This window comes from Nocardia sp. NPDC004860 (assembly GCF_040609015.1).
Taxonomy (GTDB): domain Bacteria; phylum Actinomycetota; class Actinomycetes; order Mycobacteriales; family Mycobacteriaceae; genus Nocardia.
In genome coordinates this window covers 113,595-130,650 of sequence record NZ_JBEXJI010000004.1, presented here as the reverse complement: position 1 = coordinate 130,650, position 17,056 = coordinate 113,595, and the positions used below count along the sequence as shown (strand labels likewise).

Below are 17,056 nucleotides of genomic sequence, written 5' to 3'. Positions count from 1 at the left end.
TCCGGCGCTAGTGCTTCTCGATGCGACTCGCGGGCGGGGTGACCGCCCCGCGGCCGCGCAGGTAGGTCTCCAGGGCGTCGAGATCGATGGGGCCGACCAGGGTTTCGCGGCTCTGCTGGAACACGGTGAAGCCGTCGCCCCCGGCGGCCAGGAAGTTGTTGGTCGAAACCCGGTAGACCGCCACGGGATTCAGCGGCTGCCCGGCCACCCGGACGCTGCCGTCGACCACCTTGTGCCCCTTGGGCGCGCTGTCGGAGTAGGTGTAGGTGATGCCCGCGACCGACAGCACGCCGGGCTTGCTGACATTGTCCCATTGCTGCTCCAGCAGATTCAGGATCTGCTGTCCGGTCAGCGCCACCGCCACCACCTGATTGCCGAAGGGCTGCACGGTGTATGCCTGCTCGTAGGTGATGTTGCCGCCGGTCAGCCCCGCACGCACCCCGCCCGGATTCATGAAGGCCGCCACGGCCTGCACGGTGGTCATGGCGTCGAGCATCGCGTCGGCGATGATGTCGCCGAGCGGGGAATCCCCGGCCGGAGCGGGCTCGGCGGGCACCGGCGCGGTGGCCTGGCCGATCACTCGATCGGCCAGCGGTTTCGCTTGTCCGGCAAAGTAATCCACCAGCTGGACGGCGGCGGGCGCGGGCGTGACATCACGGGTGACGACCCGGTTGACGGCCTTCGCCTCGACCTTGCCGTCGTGGAAGCGCAGAGTGACGTCGGTGACGAGGCGGCCGAAGGAGGCGGCCTGGGTGACCACCTTGCCGTCCAGTGTGCAGTTGTAGGCCTGATGGCTGTGCGCGGTGAGCAGCACCGACACCGCGGCATCGGTGCGGTGGGCCAGTGCTTGGACGTCGGGTGAGATGCCGGCGCAGCCGTTGTAATCGACCGGGCCGCCGTGGGTTTGCTGGGCGCCGCCGTCGTGCAGCAGCGCCACCACGGTTTCCGCACCCGCGGATTTCATCTCGGGCACGTATTTGCCGATGGCGTCGGCCTCGTCGCCGAAGCGGTAGCCGCGAATGCCCTCGGGCGTGACGATGTGCTCGGTGTCGGTGGTGACGACGCCGATGACGCCGATCTTGTGGCCGCCCAGTTCGAGCATGGTCCACGCCTTCAGCCCGGGCGGCAGCTGGCCGTTGCCGTCGGTGACATTGGCGGCGAGGTACGGGAACTTCGCCCCGGTGAACGGCTGGCCCGGCGTGCAGCCGTCGGCGGCGCATCCGCCCTGCTGGAGTCGGCGCAATTCGGCGACGCCGTGGTCGAATTCGTGATTGCCGACCGCCGAGGCCGCGACTCCCACCGAGTTCAGGAAGTCGATGGTCGGCTCGTCGTGGAACAGCGAGGAGACGAGCGGGCTGGCCCCGATGTTGTCCCCGGCCGACAGGATGGCGCTGTCCGGATAGGCCGCCTTCAGCCGCGCCAGATGCGCGGCCAGGTACGTCGCTCCCCCGGCGATGTACGTCCCCACTTTGCCGTTGGCGCCGTCCGGCGGTTGCAGATTCCCGTGCAGGTCGTTGATCCCGAACAGGTGTACTTCACCCGGTTGTGCCTTGGGCAGGTCGCCGGTCGACACCAACGGCACCGCGGTCGAGGTGGCGGGGGCCGGGTTGTCCGCACCGCCGCAGCCCGCCACCAGGGCCAGACTCAGTACCGCCGCGCACAGTCCCAGAACACGCCGCCGACCGTTCATACCTGTCGACTGTGTCAGACGTGGTCGACGGTCGCACTACGACAGGGTGAATTCCGGCGTCTCCGAGCCCTGTTCATCGATGCCACGGTCCAGCCTGTGCGCCCGGTCCGCGGGCGGCGTGAGTCACCCAGGCCACGATCTGCGCGCGATTGGTGAGGCCGAGTTTGGTGAGGATGTGCTGCACATGGTTCTGCGCGGTGCGCTCGGACAGCACCAGGGCGGTGGCGATCTCGCGATTGCTCAGCCCCGCGGCGACCAGCTGGGCCACCTCCCGCTCACGTGGGGACAGCACCGCCCGCGCGGACGCCTCGGCGGCAATGCTCCGCAGTCGGTCCGTCCACGGCGGCATGCCGATCGTCTCGGCCTGCGGCAGCTCGGCTTTCGCCAGTGCCAGCGCCTCCTCGGTCGCCCCGCGCGCCAGCAGCACCGCGGCCAGATCAGTGCTCGCCTCGACCACGAAACCCTGGGCGCCGGTGTCCCGGCAGATCTCCAGCGCGGTCCGCAGCTCGCGTTCCGCGGCTGCCGAATCACCCAGTGCGGCGGCGAATTTGCCGAGCCAGAGCGGCACCGGGCCGAAGTAGTGCGCATTGCCCGCACCGCTGACGACATGCCGATCGCGGTAGGGCCGCAGCTGGTCGGCGAACCACGCGATATGGGTGGTGTATCCCAGCGCCAGCGCGATGGATCCGCCGACGGTCATGACGATCAGCCGGAAGAACGGCGGAATGTCCCACTCCGGTGGCGGTCCGAGGCCGCGGTACAGCCCCGCCGCGTCGTCGAGGCGTCCGCTCTCCGCCAGGGGAAACGCGGGACCCAGCACGGCGAACAGCTGGTTGCGGACCTCGCCGCGCTGGGCGGCGGGCGGAATGTCGAACGCCTCGTCCGGATAGCCGCGGTGGTGGCCGATGGTGCCGAGCAGCGATCGGTAGGCGCCGAATCCGGCCGGATGGCCCAGGGATTCGGCCAGTTCCCGCGCCTGCCCCGCCACCCGCAGCGCATCGTCGAACCGGCCCCTGGCCTGAGCCAGCGCGGCCTCGGTGAGCAGCACGTGCCAGGTGGCCATGGGTCCCCCGGTGTGCCGCGCACACCACCGCAGCCGCGACAGCTCCGTCTCGACCGCGGTCAGATCGCCGCTCTCCCACTGATTGTCGATGGCCCAGAGCCGGCCCCACAGCTCGGTGCCGGGCCGCCGCGACCGCACGCCGATGTCGATCATCCGCGCCGCCAGCCGCACCCGTTCGGCCAGATCCTCCGGCCCGGTGCAGGCCAGCTGCCGCGCCCGCAACGCCGCCACCAGCGCCTCGGCATCGCCGCATCGATCGGCGAATGCCAGTGCCCGCGAGCTGGTCTCGCCGATCTCGTCCCATCGGCCCAGATACGACGCAGCCTCGGTCGCGCGGGCGAGCAGCCGTGCCCGCAGCGATTCGGGCAACCCTCCGGAAGCGCAGTTCACTGCGGATCGCGCGTCGAAATCCACAGCGCCGAACAGACTCCCCGCACCATCGGCCAGTGCCGGATCGCTGCCGCCCTGCTCGACCGTGGTCCCGTCCGCCTGGTCACCGTCTCCAAGCGACGCTTCCGCCGTCAGCGCTTCAATGCACCACTCGTGAATATCTCTGTCCCACAGATGATTTCCTACCGGCTCCAGGATGAGGGCGCGCTCGGCGAGGAGGTTCGCGTCGCCGGTGCGGCGGGCCAGTTCACCTGCGGCCAGGCAGTCGGCGCGGGCGGGTTCGAGGTTCCCGGCACGGAAGTGGGCGGTGGCGCGGGTCAGCAGGAGGCGGCCGCGGTCGGCGGGCGGGCCGCCGGTCGTGTGGTCGAGGGCAACGGTGTACAGCCGGGCGGCTTCCTCGAAGGCCAGGTCGCGCAGGGCATTGTCGCCCGCGCGGCGGGCCCACCGCAGGGCGGGCGCGCGGTCACCGGCCAGCGCGGATTCGGCGTAGTGACGGGCCAGGGCGGCGGCGTGCTGATCGAGGGCATCGGGATACAGCTCCTCGATGGCGCGGGCGGCGCGCGCATGCAGCAGCACCCGCTGTTGCAGGGACAGTCCGTCGTGCAGCGCCGCGCGCACCAGGGCGTGCGTGAATCGCACTGTCCCGCCCGGTGATTCGAGGACGAGCAGCCCGGAGGCGACGGCGGCGTCCAGCGCGGGGAGGCATTCCAGCACCGGGCGGCCGATCAGCCGCGCGGCGATCGCGACGGGGAAAGCGTCATCGAGGATGGCGGCCGCCCGCAACAGTTCCTGGGCGCGGGGTGGCACGGTGGCGAGGCGGCCGCGCACCACTTCCCGCAGTGTGGCGGGCAGGCGCAGCTCGTCGCCGGCGGCGCCGCGCAGGCCCCGCCCGAGTTCCCGCAGATAGAAGGGGTTTCCACCGCTCATCCGGTAGGCCGCGGCGGTAATGCGTTCGGGCACGGCACGTTCGGCCGCCGCGCTCAGGCAGGCGGCGGAGCTGCCGTGGGACAGCCCGGTCAGGTCCAGGACGTCGGTCACCGGCTCCCGCAGCAGTTCCGGCGCCACGGCCCGCCAGCCCGCCTCGGCGTCGGCGGAGGTGTCACGGGCGTTGGCGCACACCAGGATTCGCTGCTCGCGCCAGCCGCGCACGATGTGCCGCAGCGCCAGCAGCGAGGGCTCATCGGCCCAGTGGATGTCGTCGAGCACCAGCAGAACGGGCTCGTCCCCGGTGAGCCGGTCGGCGAATCCGTCGAAGAGCCGCGTCCGGCCGGTCGCGGGATCCTCGATATCGGGCTCGGATGCGTCGAAGGCCTGCCGCCACAGCCCGAACGGCGGCGCATCCCGGGCTTCGAGCGCCCGTGCCCAGAGCGTCCGGCCACCCCGCGTTCGGACCCAGGTCGTGAGTTCACTGGCCAGGCGGGTCTTGCCGATGCCCGCCTCACCGCGGCAGATGATCAGCCGCGGCGTGCCGTGCGCCGCTTGCTCCCATCGCCTGCGCAGGTCGGCGAGCTCGCGCTCGCGCCCGATGAACTCGGTCGACACGGATACCTCCGGACCGCACGTTACTCGCACGCCAGGCCCCTCCGCCCGGAATGCGAATCACCGACCGCTACCCGCGCCGGTCGGTGATCTCGCCCTCGAAGGCCTCGAAGGTGGCGTCCGGGCCGGGTGCGATGCCGGTGCGCTCGAAGGCCGGAAAGAGCCGTTCGGCGGCGAATCTGTCGGCCGCGGCGGCGGATTCCCAGACATCCACGATGTGCAGGGTGCCGTCCAGTTCGCCGACGATGTGCAGCAGGTTGCCCGCCAGGGGCTCGGGCCCGAGCGCCTCGTGCACCTCCCGGTACCGCCGCAAGCCGACGCCGGGCGTGTGGCTGATATGGATATAGGACATGGTCTCCTCCTCTCGGAGTCACCCGCGGTGGGTGCTGCCCGAAGCGTAGGAAGACCTGTCCCGCTGCCGCTTCCGCCGAATTACTCACGGCATGTACTCACCGGCCGCCGCGCCCTCGGGGTGCGGCGACCGGGCCCGGCTACTTCGGGTCTAACTGCTGGACGCGCTGGCGAACGGGGTCGAGACGGGAAGGGAGGGGCGGCGGATCGGGTGCTGCCACAGTCCCTTTCGCTCCAGGATCGGCAGCACTCCCTCGCCGAACCAGTAGGCCTCCTCCAGGTGCGGGTAGCCGGAGAGCACGAAGTGGGAGATGCCGGCCTTCGAGTATTCGACGAGGCGTTCGGCCACCTCCGCGTGCGAGCCGACCAGCGCGGTGCCCGCGCCACCGCGCACCAGGCCCACGCCCGCCCACAGGTTCGGGGCGATCTCGAGCCGGTCGGTACTGCCGTTGTGCAGCTCCGACATCCGGCGCTGCCCCTCGGATTCGCTCTTGGCCAGGGCGTTCTGGACGCGCTCGATATCGGCCGGGTCGATCCCGGCCAGTAGCTTGTCGGCCACCGCCCACGCCTCCTCGGAGGTGTCGCGGGTGATGACGTGGATGCGCAGGCCGTAGTCCAGCTTGCGGCCGTGGTCCACGGCCAGCCCGCGGATCCAGTCGAGCTTGCGACTGACCGCCAGCACCGGTTCACCCCAGGTGAGATAGGTGTCGGCGTACCGGGCCGCGACGGGTCCCGCCGGGGCCGAGGAGCCGCCGAAGAACACCGGCGGCACCGGATCGGGCCGATTGCTCAACAGCGCGTTCTCGACGTGAATGTGCTCGCCGCGGAACGTGACCGGCTCGTGCGAGTTCCACAGCGACCGCACCACATCCAGGAACTCTCCCGTCCTGGCGTACCGGGCCTCCTTGTCGGCGAAGTCGCCGTAGGCCGCCTGCTCGAGCGGTTCGCCGCCGGTCACCACATTGAGGAAGAGCCGTCCCGCGGAATGCCGCTGGAAGGTGCCCGCCATCTGCGCGGCCAGGGTGGGGCTCATCAGGCCCGGGCGCAGGGCCACCAGGAATTTCAGCGTCTCGGTGGTCTCGACCAGCATGGCGGTGGTGAGCCAGGCGTCCTCGCACCAGGAGCCGGTGGGGGTGAGCACGGCCTCGAAGCCGTTGGTCTCGGCGGCCGCGGCGATCTGGTTCAGGTAGTGCAGCGAGGCCGGGCGGTCACCCGACATCGGGGTGCCGTGCCCGCCGGCCACCAGGCCGCGGGAGTCGCCGGAGGTGGGCAGGAACCAGTGGAACGACAAGCTCATGCGCGGACTCCTAGGAGGTGAATCGGTCGTTGTAGCGGGTGTCGATGAAATCGGCGATCCGGACCTTGCCCGGAATCAGCTTGGCGTCGGAGAAACCGTCGGCCACTTGCTGTTCCGCGGCGATCGTCGCGTCATCGAGCGGGTGATCCTGGTAGTTGGCGCGGTTCACGGCCAGGAGCGTGACGTCGTAGGGCACCCCGGTGATGGCGGCCGACTGTTTGGCCCAGTCCTCGCGGTGGCCGGTGATCCACCCGTGCGCACGCTGGATGCGCACCAGCAGGTCCCGGACCGCGGCCGCGTTCGCCTTGTTCTGCAACGTCTTCGAACCCGTGACGAAGAAGCTGTCCGGCTTCACGTAGCCGGTGCCGTCCACCAGCACCCGATTGCCGCTCAGTTCGGCCTGGGCCACATACGGGTCCCAGACCGTCCAGGCGTCCACCCGCCCGGTGGACAGCGCGGCGAGCGCGTCGGCGGGTTGCAGGTACTGCGGCTCGATATCGGAGAAGGTGAGCCCGGCCTTGGTCAGTACCGACAGCAGGTGGTAGTGCGCGGAGCTGCCCTTGGTGACCGCGATCTTCTTGCCGCGCAGGTCCTTCGGATCCTTGATCGACGAGTCCTTGGGCACCACCAGACCGTTCCCGGCCGCCCCGGAGTCGTAGGACCCGATGATCTTGATCTGGGATTTGGCCGCCGCCGCGAACACCGGCGGGGCGTCGCCGACGCCGCCGAAGTCGATGGATCCGGCGTTGATGGCCTCGAGCAGGGGCGGTCCGGCGGTGAAGGTGGACCATTCGACCTTGTACGGGAGCCCCTTGCCCGCACCGGAGACCTCCAGCAGGGCTTGCAGCGCAAGACCTTTCTGATCGCCGATGTGCAGGGTCACCTGTGACAGGTCCACCGATCCGTCCGCGTTCACGCCCTTGGTGTCGTCATTGCCGGACGAGCACGCCGCGCTGACGAGGGCCGTGGCGACCGCCACGGCGGCGAACAGGCGCTTGGATCTCATTCGGTGGTTCCTTCCGGGGTGACACCCAGCTCGGCGAGCAATGCCGTACGCAGGGCCAGGAATTCGGGATGGTCGCGCCGGCGCGGGCGCGGCAGGTCGATGGGGATCTCGCGGGCGATGCGACCGCCGTCGAGCACCAGGGCACGATCGGCCAGCAGCACCGCCTCGTCCACGTCGTGGGTGACCAGCAGCACGCCGGGCCGATGCCGCGCCCACAGGTCCAGCACCAGGCCGTGAATCGTGATGCGGGTCAGGGCATCCAGGGCGCTGAAGGGTTCGTCGAGCAGCAGCAGATCCGGTTCCCGGACCAGGGCGCGGGCCAGTGAGGCGCGCTGCGCCTCACCGCCGGAGAGGGTCAGCGGCCAGGCCGCGCCGCGCGCCGCCAGGCCCACCTCGGCCAGCGCGGCTGTGGCGGCGGCCCTGGGATTTTCGTGGCGAAGGCCGAGAGTCACGTTGTCGCGCACGCGTTTCCACGGCACCAGACGCGGTTCCTGGAAGGCGACCGCGACCTCGCCGGACACGGTGAGCTCACCGCCGGTCTCGTCGTCCAGGCCCGCCAGCGCCCGCAGCAGGGTGGATTTGCCGGAGCCGCTGCGCCCGAGCAGGGCCACGAACTCACCGGGTCGGATGTCGAGATCCAGTCCGTGCAGGACCCGGCGTGCGCCGAAGTCCTTGACCAGACCCCGAATTCGCACCACCGGGGAATCGGCCGCGGCCGGGCCCGCCGCAGTCTCCTCCAGTTCGGCCAGCGTCGCCGCGATCACCGAATCGGTCAGGGTGCCAGGAAGCCGCGTCGCCATGACAGCGCTCTCCTCTCGATGGAACGAACGAGCGCGTCGGTGAGCAGCCCGAGCACGCTGTAGACGAGCAGGCCGACCACGATCACGTCGGTACGCAGGAACTCGCGGGCGTCGTTGATCATGAAGCCCAGACCCGCGTCGGCATTGACCTGCTCGGCGACAATGAGCGCCAGCCAGGCCACGCCCAGCGACTGACGCAGCCCGACCAGTGTCTGCGGCAGCGCGCCCGGCAGCACGATGTGCCGGATCAGGCCCGCCCGGCTCAGTCGCTGCACCCGGGCCAGCTCGGCCAGCTTGCCGTCCACGCCGCGGATACCAGCGAAGGTGTTGAGGTACAGGGGAATCGCCACCCCGAAGGCGACCAGCACGATCTTGGGCAGCTCCCCGATCCCGAACCACAGGATGAACAGCGGGATCAGGCCGTAGAACGGCAGCGTCCGCAGCATCTGCATCAGCGGGTCGACCAGGTACTCCCCGGCCCGGCTCAACCCGGCCGCCAGGGCCAGCCCGATACCGGCCACCGCGCCGATGACGAAGCCCAGCGCGGCGCGCTGCAGCGACACCGACACGGCCTTGGTGAGCGTGCCGTCCTCGATCAGGTCGACGGCCGTCCGCACGACGGTTACCGGGGAGGCGAGCAGCCGCTCGGGCAGCACACCGGTCGAGCTGGCGAGCTGCCAGACCACCACCAGCAGCACCGGCGCGACCAAGCGGGCCAGCACGGAGACGCTCGGCAGGCGTGGCCGGCCGATAATGGGCCTGGCCTGCACGGCAATTGCGGACACGACAGCACCTCGGGCGAACGGGGACGGGGACGGTGGCGGCCGCGGGCATTCGTCCGCCACACCCCGACCCTGCCGGTCCGGCCGCGCCCGGTCACCGGTTGTAATCCGCGTGATTCTGGGCTTGCCCCCGCTCAACGCCCCATACATCCACACCGAGTGCCGGCACGGCAACCCGCCCGTCGGCCCGGCCACCGCAATCCTCGACTGCGATACCAAGATCGACGACCCGGGTGTCTCCTGCGTCGGATTCCCGAACAGCGGTACCGCCGAGACCGTGTATCAGGCCGACCTGGGTCAGTTTCCCGGCCATGCCTGCGGCGGCGGTGGCGCCGATGATGTCTGGCGAAAACAGAGCACCCCCATCGGCCGGTTCGTCTGCTACACCGACAAGACCGAGGACCCGCCCCGCGACGTCCTGGTCGCGGTGTACGAGGACCTGCACCTGTTCGTGATGGTCACCGGATCGACAGCCGATATCCCGGCAACTCACCCAAGAACGACGCGGCCCTGCTCGCCTGGTTCCAGCAGCATGTCACGACAGAGAGATAGGTGGTGCCGGGTTCCCTCCGCAGCTGGGAACCCGGCACCGGGTCGGCACCGGTGTGGGCGGTGGCCGACGTCTAGTGGCCGTCGCGGACGATCTCCACGGCGCGGGTGAGAATGCCCAGGCCGTGGGTGATCTCGTCATCGCTGACGGTCAGGGGTGGGAGCAGCTTCACGACTTCGTCATTGGCGCCGGAGGTTTCGACCAGCAGGCCGTGCTCGAAGGCGACCTGGCAGACCTTCTCGGCCTGCGAGGCGTCCTCGAAGACCAGGCCGTGCACCAGGCCGCGGCCGCGGGTGGAGATGCCGGTGAAGGATTCGGCCAGCGCGGCCAGGTGCTCGTGCACGCGCGCGCCCTTGGCCAGGGTGGCGAGCTGCAGGCGGTCGTCGGACCAGTAGTGACGCAGCGCGACCTCGGCGGTGACGAAGGCTGCGTTGTTGCCGCGGAAGGTGCCGTTGTGCTCACCGGGCGACCACTGGTCCAGGTCCCGGCGCATGAGCACCAGCGCCATGGGCAGGCCGTAGCCGCCGATCGACTTCGAGAGCGCGACGATATCGGGGGTGATGCCCGCGACCTCGAAGGAGAAGAACGGGCCGGTGCGCCCGCAGCCCATCTGCACGTCGTCGACGATGAGCAGAATGCCACGGGCCGAGCACAATTCGGACAGCTGCCGCAGCCATTCGGCGCGGGCCACATTGATCCCGCCCTCGCCCTGCACGGTCTCGACGATGACCGCGGCGGGCTTGTCCAGGCCCGACGAGCTGTCGTCGAGGGCGCGGCGCATCCACGAGAAGTCCTCGGGCTCATCCAGATAACCGTCGTAGGGCATCGGGGCGGCGTGCACCAGCGGGACGCCCGCGCCGGCGCGCTTGGCGGCATTGCCGGTGACCGACAGCGCGCCCAGCGTCATGCCGTGGAAGGCGTTGGTGAAGTTCAGGACCGTGGTGCGGCCGGTGACCTTGCGCGCCAGCTTGAGTGCGGCCTCGACGGCATTGGCTCCGGTCGGGCCGGGGAACTGGACCTTGTAGTCCAGCCCGCGCGGGACCAGCACCAGGTCGCGCATGGCCTCGAGCAGCCGGCGTTTGGCGACGGTGGACATGTCCAGGGCGTGGGTGATGCCGTCGCCGAGCAGGTAGTCGATCAGCGCCTGCTTGAGCAGCGGGTTGTTGTGGCCGTAGTTGAGCGCGCCCGCGCCGGCGAAGAAGTCGAGGTACTCCTTGCCGTTCTCGTCGGTGAGCCAGGCGCCGCTGGCGGTGTCGAACACCGTCGGCCAGGAACGGCAGTAACCACGCACATTGGATTCGAGCGCCTCGAAAACGTTCGTGTCGGCCATGGTCATCGTCGGTCCTAGCGTCGCAACTAAGTGAAACGCTGATGTTTCTATCACAGGAACCGAGTCGTGCACCCGCTTTCCGGCGAATCGGACGTGAATGCTCCGCGCGTGACGCACACCGCAACAAACCGGCATCGAGCATAACTCGGTCCCACGCGAGGGGGGCACGCAACTCCATTGCAGGACAACGACCGCACCCGTAGTGTCAACCTCTTGTGCGCAGCGACGTGGGGGTCTACTGGCAGCTGGTCAAGGCAGGGTTTCGCAGGCAATCGCACTACCGGCTCGCCATGCTGGCGGGCCTGCTCACCAATCTCGTGTTCGGCTTCGTGCGGGCGGCCGTGCTCATGACGGCCGTGCGCGTGAACAGCGGATTCGGCGGCTACGACCGCGGGACCATCGGCGCCTACATCTGGCTGTCGCAGGGACTGCTGGGCGCCATCGCCTTCTGGACGCTGCCCGACATCGTGGAGCGCATCCGCACCGGGGACGTCGCCATCGACTTCCTGCGGCCGATCGACATCCAATTCGCGCACCTGGCCGAATATCTGGGGCGGGCGGCGTTCTCTCTGTTACCGCGCGGCATACCCAGCATTCTCGTCGGCGTGCTGACCTTCGGGCTCGCGTTCCCGGGCACGCCGGGACCGTACGCGCTGGGCGCCCTCAGCCTGCTGCTGGCGATGACGCTGTCGTTCCTGTCCATGTTCGCGGTCAGCCTGGCCGGGTTCTGGCTCATCGAGACCCGCGGGCTGCGCGCCCTGCACATGATCCTGGGCACCTTCCTGGCCGGGCTGTTCGCGCCGGTGCACCTGTTTCCCGACTGGTTGCGCGACATTGCCTACGCCACACCCTTCCCGTCCATGCTGCAGTGGCCCATCGATGTGCTGTCCGGTCGCACAGCGGGCAGGGATGCGGTGGAAATCATTGTCGTGCAATGCTTCTGGTTAGTCGTTCTGGTGGGCGCCGGGCAGCTGCTACTGCGGGCGGGGCGCCGCAAACTGGAGGTGCAGGGTGGGTGAGGCACGTCCCTCCCGGCTGACGCCCTACCGCGCGGTGCTGGGCTCACGGGTGCGCGCGCAACGCGCCTATCCGCTGTCCTTCGCCGCGGATGTGGTGAGCGCCTTCCTGATCGGGTTGGTGGAGTTCGCCGAAATGTGGGTGATCTTCCACAACGTGCCCCGGCTGGGCGGGCTGGACCTGAACGCCATGCTGCTGCTGTTCGGCATGAGCAACACCTGTTTCGCCATCGCCGACATGGTCGTCGGGCGCGCCGACACGCTCCCCACCTACATCCGGATGGGCAAGCTGGACGCCTTCTACCTGCGGCCACAACCCCTGCTGCTGCAGCTCATGACCAGCGATATCCAGCTGCGCCGGGTGGCGCGCATCGCGGTGGCCGCCACCGTGCTGTCATTCGGCCTGGCACGCAACGACATCCAGTGGACCGCGGCACACCTGGTGCTGTTCACCGTCACGGTGCTGTCCGGAATCGCCATCTTCGCCGGGCTCTTCGTGTGCGCGGCCGGGGCGCAGTTCTTCCTCATCGACGGCGCCGAGCTGACCAATGCCTTCACCTACGGCGGGTCGTACGCGTCCATGCAACCCACCTCGGTGTTCCCGGCACCGACGAAACTCGTGTTCGGATTTCTGGTTCCGGTCGCCTTCACCTCGTATCTGCCCGCCATCGCGCTGCTCGGGCTGCCCGGGCCCGCCCTGCTGCCGAGCTGGCTGGCCTGGGCGGCGCCGGTGGCGGCGGCGTGGGTGTGGGCGGCCGCGCTGTTCCTGTGGCGACTCGGGACCAGGCACTATCAAGGAGGCGGCGGGTGAACGGTGCCATCATCGATATCGAGGGGCTGACAAGGACTTTCGTGCTGAGCAAGAAGGAGGGCCGCTGGCGGCGCCGGCGCGAGGTGCTCATCGCGGTGGACGATATGAGCTTCCGGGTCGAGCCGGGCGCGGCGGTCGGCTACATCGGTGCGAACGGGGCGGGCAAGTCCACCACCATCAAGATGATCACCGGCATCCTGGTGCCCTCGGCCGGGCAGCTGCGCACCTGCGGTCTGGACCCGGTGCGGCAGCGCCGCGAGCTGGCCGGGCGAATCGGCGTGGTGTTCGGGCAGCGCTCGCAGCTGTGGTGGGATCTGCCACTGCGCGAATCGTTCTCGATCCTGGCCGCCATCCACCGGCTCACCCCGGCGGCGGCGCGCACCCGCACCGCCGAGCTCGTCGAGCAGCTGGAGATGGGCGGCACCCTCGACACCCCCGTCCGGCAGCTGTCGCTGGGCCAGCGCATGCGCGCGGAAGTCGCGGCGGCCCTGCTGCATTCGCCCGAACTGGTCATTCTCGACGAACCGACCATCGGCCTGGATGTACTGTCCAAGCAGCGACTACGCGAATTCCTGCGCTGCGAGCGCACCCAGCGCGGCACCACCCTGCTGCTCACCACCCACGACATGGGCGATATCGAGCGGCTCTGCGAGCGGGTGCTGGTGGTGGACCACGGCCGGCTGGTCTACGACGGCTCGCTGACCGGCCTCGGCGCGACCGTCGGTGCGCAACGGGTGCTCACCGTCGATCTCGCCGAGCCCACCCCCGACCTGGCCGACCTGCCCGGCGCCAAACTGCTCGACAGCCAGGGCGCGGGCATGCGGCAGCGGCTGGCCTTCGACACCGAGATCACCACTGCCGCACAGCTGCTCACGGCCGTTTCGGCACGCGCCGAGGTCCGCGACCTGTCCATCGAGGAACCCGATATCGAGGACGTGGTGCGGCGCCTCTACGAGGCCGCGGCGTCGGGCTCCCTCGCGCCCTGATCGAGCCGGAACGGTGGGTAGGCGTCGGTCATCAGGGACGCGTAGGCGCGCACCCGCAACGTCCAGCGGTTGACGCCCATGGCGAAGTCGTACAGACCCCGCGGATACGCGCCGGTGAACAGCAGGCCGATGACGGCGACGATCAACAGGATCGGCAGCAGCGACAGCTGATTGCGGCCGCCGCCCATGAACGCGGCGACGATCAGATACTGCGGAATCGCCAGCAGCCACCACTTGATCAAGACCATCCAGCGATTCAGTTGCTCGGGATAGTCGACTTCCAGATCAGCCGGGTAGTCCGGATCGGGTTGCAGGCTGAACGGCGGGTAGCGGTCGGTTCCCAGTTGCGAGAGCGCGTAGAAACGCACTCGCCAGCTCCAACGCAGCACGCCGACATTGAAATCGAAGAGCCCTCTCGGATACGAGCCGGTGATGAGGATCGCGAAGAAAGCGATGATGCTCACCACGAGATACGCGATGCTCAGGAAGATCAGCACTACATAGTGTGGAATGGCGAGTATCCACTTGACTATCCACAGCCAGCGGGACAACCCCGGGTCGAGGTCTCCCCGCACACGCACCGGATAAGCGGGACTGGGCTGCATGTCCGTCACTCCTCTCGAGCGCGGCGGCCTCCTTCCGACCGCCGCCGGAACAGCGGTGAGCCGTTGTTCACCCCAATGTTTCCCCGGCGACGCGAAGATCACATCTGCTTCTCACACATTGTGACCAGATTTGTAATAGCGCGCGCGACAGCGAGTTCCGCACACCACATCGACTTGTTTCGAATTGCGGCCGGGAGTCGGGTGTGCGACGTTGCTGACTATTCTCCATGTGCCCGGCCCGGGTCGGCACGAAGCTGATTTACGGGAGACCGAGTGAGAGTGCGTCCGGCGAAACTGTTGCCATCGGGTAACGTGAAGCTCACGCCGCCAATGGAATTGATCCGGCCACGCACTATCCGGGCTCGCCTGCGGCGCATTCTGATCGTGTCGGTGGCGCTGGTGCTGGCGCTGCTGACGATCGTCATCACCCGCGAGGTGAACGACTACCGCGACACCGGGAACACGGCCCAGTCGGTCCATCTCGCGCTGGCGGTCCAGGACCTGGTCCACGAGGTGCAGCGCGAGCGCGGGCTCACCAATGGACTGCTCGGCGGCGACACCGCGTCCCGCACGGCGCTCGGCAATCAGCGCCTGGCCACCGACAGCGCATTGCAGGAGCTCAACTCCACGCTGAACCAGCAGCCGCCGGGCGCCGATCTGGTGCGCACCGCGCTCCAGCAGTTCTCCGGAGTGACCGCCACGCGCGCCGATGTGGACGCCGGTCGCGCCGACCGGTCGGCCTCGTTCACCTTCTATACCAATGCGATCGGCACGCTGAACCAGGCGCGGCCCGGCCTCGATCACGCTCTCGACAGCCGGCTGTGGCGGGGGCTGCAGAGCCTCTACGCGCTCGGCGACGTCAAGGAGTTCACCGGTCAGGAACGCGGCTTCCTCAACGGTGTCTTCGCCGCGGGCGCGTTCGCACCGGGCGAGTACGTGAGGTTCCTCGATATCCGAGCGGCCAAACAGGCCGCGGTGACTGCCTTCGAACGCGATGCCACACCCGCGCAACGTTCGCAGCTCTACACCGCGATGCGAACCGACGAGTCGGCGCGGGCGGGCGACGCGGAGACCATCGCCCTCGCCTCCGACCGCGGTCCGATCACCGAATCGGTCAACCCCGCCGACTGGTGGCGCCAGATGAGTTCGATCATCGACGGCGAACGCACCGTCCAGCGCAATATCGGCGGCGAGATCACCTCCCGGGCAAGCGAACTGCGCCGCGACGCCGCCCTGCGCCTGTCCCTCTACGTGCTGGCCGCCCTGCTGGCCATCGCCGCCGAGGTGGCGCTGGTGGTCGCCACCGTGCGGGCGATCGTGCGGCCGCTGGCCGAGCTGGCCGAGGAGGCCGACCGGGTGGCCGGTAAACGACTGCCGCAGCTCATCGAAGCCTGGCAGACCTCCGAGGGCGCGGACCCGGACCCGCCCGAACCGGTGCGCGCCGACGAGAGCGCCGGCGCCGAGATCGTGTCCGTGGCACGGGCTTTGGACCGGGTGCAGACCACCGCCTACGAACTCGCGTCCGCGCAGGCGCGGCTGCGCCGCAACAGCACCGAATCCATGGCCAACCTGGCGCGGCGCAATCAGAACCTGGTGCGCCGCCAGCTCGGGCTGATCAGCGAGTTCGAGCGGGAGGAGCTCGACCCCAGCACGCTGGCCAACCTCTTCGAGCTCGACCACCTGGCCACCCGCATGCGGCGCAATGCCGAGAGCCTGCTGGTGCTGGTCGGCGAGTCCAGCCCGCGCCGCTGGTCGAAACCCATTCCGCTGACCGACGTCATCCGCGCCGGCCTGTCCGAGGTCGACGACTACCGGCGGGTGGTGCTGCGCCGGGTGGACGAGATCTCCATCGCGGGCGCGCATGTCAGCGAGGTCGCGCACATGCTGGCCGAACTCATCGAGAACGGGTTGTCCTTCTCCCCGCCCGATCTGGAGGTGGAGATCTACGGCCGCCGGCTCGGCTCGCGCTACATGCTCGCCATCGTCGACCACGGCGTCGGCATGCCGCCCGAACAGCTCAGTACCGCCAATGCCCGCCTGCGCGGCGAAGCCGACTTCCTCGTCGCGCCCACCCGCTTCCTGGGCCACTACGTGGTCGGCCGGCTGGCCCGGCGCCTGGGCATCGAGGTCGAGCTCACCGTGTCCCCCACCAGTGGCGTGGTGGCCCGGCTGCAGTTGCCGGGCGACCTGCTCGGCGATCCCGGCGCGGAACTTCCCGCCCCGCCCGAGGATTCGAAACACGCTGCGGGCGCGCAGCTTCCGACGGTCGCCGACACCATGCCGGACCCGAAACCGGGCCGCCACAGCTCGGGACACACCCCCGGCTCCGGCGACACGGAACGCCCGCAGCGTACGACACCCGTGCACGACGACATCACCAATGGCGCACCCGCGAGCCCGAACTCCATCAAACTCGTTCCGCTGCCCATCCCTACCGTGACCGCTCCGCCGCACACCCCGGCGGCCCCACCGCACGCCACCGCCGCCGAGCGTCTCTTCGGCGGGCCGGCCACGGGTTCGTTCGCCATTCAGCCACCGGCGGCGGGGCCCTCGGCGGGCCCGGTTCCGGCGAGCTCACCGGGAGCGGCGACCGAGGTTTCGGGAGCTGTCCCGGAGGTGCAACGTACGCGAAACGGTCTCGTCAAGCGGAACCGGAAGACTCGCGAGAATCCGGGCGTCACACCGGGCGGCGCCCAACCGGCGGCCGCACGGCCGGCCGCCCCGCCGGTCGCGGACCGCTCCCCCGACGAGATACGCAGCATGCTCGCCGGATTCCGGTCCGGCCATCAGCGCGGGCAGACCGGCGAACCGCCGCGGCCCGGATCGACAGCATAGGAGGA

Annotated in this window: 14 protein-coding genes; 4 read left to right on the top strand and 10 right to left on the bottom strand. The window is 69.5% G+C overall.

What is annotated here, in order from left to right:
* Positions 1-7: 7 nt before the first annotated feature.
* The 9 genes from ABZV44_RS10910 to ectB all read right to left on the bottom strand — a co-directional run bounded on the left by ABZV44_RS10910 (position 8) and on the right by ectB (position 10,804).
* Complete coding sequence (locus ABZV44_RS10910; protein WP_354834491.1) at positions 8-1,690, bottom strand: bifunctional metallophosphatase/5'-nucleotidase; 1,683 nt, start codon at positions 1,688-1,690, stop codon at positions 8-10.
* 73 nt (positions 1,691-1,763) lie between these two features.
* On the bottom strand, positions 1,764-4,685 hold the full coding sequence (locus ABZV44_RS10905; RefSeq protein WP_354834488.1) for an AAA family ATPase: 2,922 nt from the start codon (positions 4,683-4,685) through the stop codon (positions 1,764-1,766).
* A 67-nt stretch (positions 4,686-4,752) separates the two neighbouring features.
* Positions 4,753-5,034 carry a hypothetical protein gene (locus tag ABZV44_RS10900; RefSeq protein ID WP_354834485.1) on the bottom strand — a complete coding sequence of 94 codons (282 nt, stop codon included), beginning with the start codon at positions 5,032-5,034 and terminating at the stop codon, positions 4,753-4,755.
* 150 nt (positions 5,035-5,184) lie between these two features.
* The gene (locus ABZV44_RS10895; RefSeq protein WP_354834482.1) at positions 5,185-6,330 is read right to left on the bottom strand and encodes an LLM class flavin-dependent oxidoreductase; all 1,146 of its coding nucleotides are present in this window, start codon (positions 6,328-6,330) and stop codon (positions 5,185-5,187) included.
* 10 nt (positions 6,331-6,340) lie between these two features.
* Positions 6,341-7,336, bottom strand: a complete 996-nt coding sequence (locus ABZV44_RS10890; RefSeq protein WP_354834479.1) for an ABC transporter substrate-binding protein — start codon at positions 7,334-7,336, stop codon at positions 6,341-6,343.
* Entirely contained in the window at positions 7,333-8,136 is an 804-nt protein-coding gene (locus ABZV44_RS10885; RefSeq protein WP_354834476.1) for an ABC transporter ATP-binding protein, read from the bottom strand. Before ABZV44_RS10885 ends, ABZV44_RS10890 begins: the two co-directional genes overlap by 4 nt.
* Positions 8,109-8,921 (bottom strand): ABC transporter permease, encoded by an 813-nt coding sequence (locus tag ABZV44_RS10880; RefSeq protein ID WP_354834473.1) that lies wholly within the window; start codon positions 8,919-8,921, stop codon positions 8,109-8,111. The genes ABZV44_RS10885 and ABZV44_RS10880 overlap by 28 nt, the downstream gene beginning before the upstream one ends.
* A gap of 91 nt (positions 8,922-9,012) precedes the next feature.
* Positions 9,013-9,363: a hypothetical protein gene (locus ABZV44_RS10875; RefSeq protein ID WP_354834471.1), complete on the bottom strand. Its 351-nt coding sequence runs from the start codon at positions 9,361-9,363 to the stop codon at positions 9,013-9,015.
* Between the two features lie 178 nt (positions 9,364-9,541).
* Entirely contained in the window at positions 9,542-10,804 is a 1,263-nt protein-coding gene (ectB, locus tag ABZV44_RS10870; RefSeq protein WP_354834468.1) for a diaminobutyrate--2-oxoglutarate transaminase, read from the bottom strand.
* Positions 10,805-11,013: 209 nt separating this feature from the next.
* Between ectB and ABZV44_RS10865 the strand changes: the two genes are divergently transcribed.
* Genes ABZV44_RS10865 through ABZV44_RS10855 form a run of 3 tightly spaced genes read left to right on the top strand, consistent with a single transcriptional unit; the run spans position 11,014 to position 13,611 of the window.
* The gene (locus ABZV44_RS10865; RefSeq protein WP_354834465.1) at positions 11,014-11,817 is read left to right on the top strand and encodes an ABC-2 family transporter protein; all 804 of its coding nucleotides are present in this window, start codon (positions 11,014-11,016) and stop codon (positions 11,815-11,817) included.
* Entirely contained in the window at positions 11,810-12,625 is an 816-nt protein-coding gene (locus tag ABZV44_RS10860; RefSeq protein ID WP_354834462.1) for an ABC-2 family transporter protein, read from the top strand. The genes ABZV44_RS10865 and ABZV44_RS10860 overlap by 8 nt, the downstream gene beginning before the upstream one ends.
* Positions 12,622-13,611, top strand: coding sequence for an ATP-binding cassette domain-containing protein (locus tag ABZV44_RS10855; RefSeq protein ID WP_354834459.1), 990 nt, complete (start codon positions 12,622-12,624; stop codon positions 13,609-13,611). The genes ABZV44_RS10860 and ABZV44_RS10855 overlap by 4 nt, the downstream gene beginning before the upstream one ends.
* Here ABZV44_RS10855 and ABZV44_RS10850 read toward each other — a convergent pair.
* Complete coding sequence (locus tag ABZV44_RS10850) at positions 13,575-14,216, bottom strand: DUF4389 domain-containing protein (protein ID WP_354834456.1); 642 nt, start codon at positions 14,214-14,216, stop codon at positions 13,575-13,577. The genes ABZV44_RS10855 and ABZV44_RS10850 overlap by 37 nt on opposite strands.
* A gap of 312 nt (positions 14,217-14,528) precedes the next feature.
* Here ABZV44_RS10850 and ABZV44_RS10845 point away from each other — a divergent pair, with 312 nt between their 5' ends.
* Positions 14,529-17,051, top strand: a complete 2,523-nt coding sequence (locus ABZV44_RS10845; protein ID WP_354834453.1) for a nitrate- and nitrite sensing domain-containing protein — start codon at positions 14,529-14,531, stop codon at positions 17,049-17,051.
* Positions 17,052-17,056: the final 5 nt, after the last annotated feature.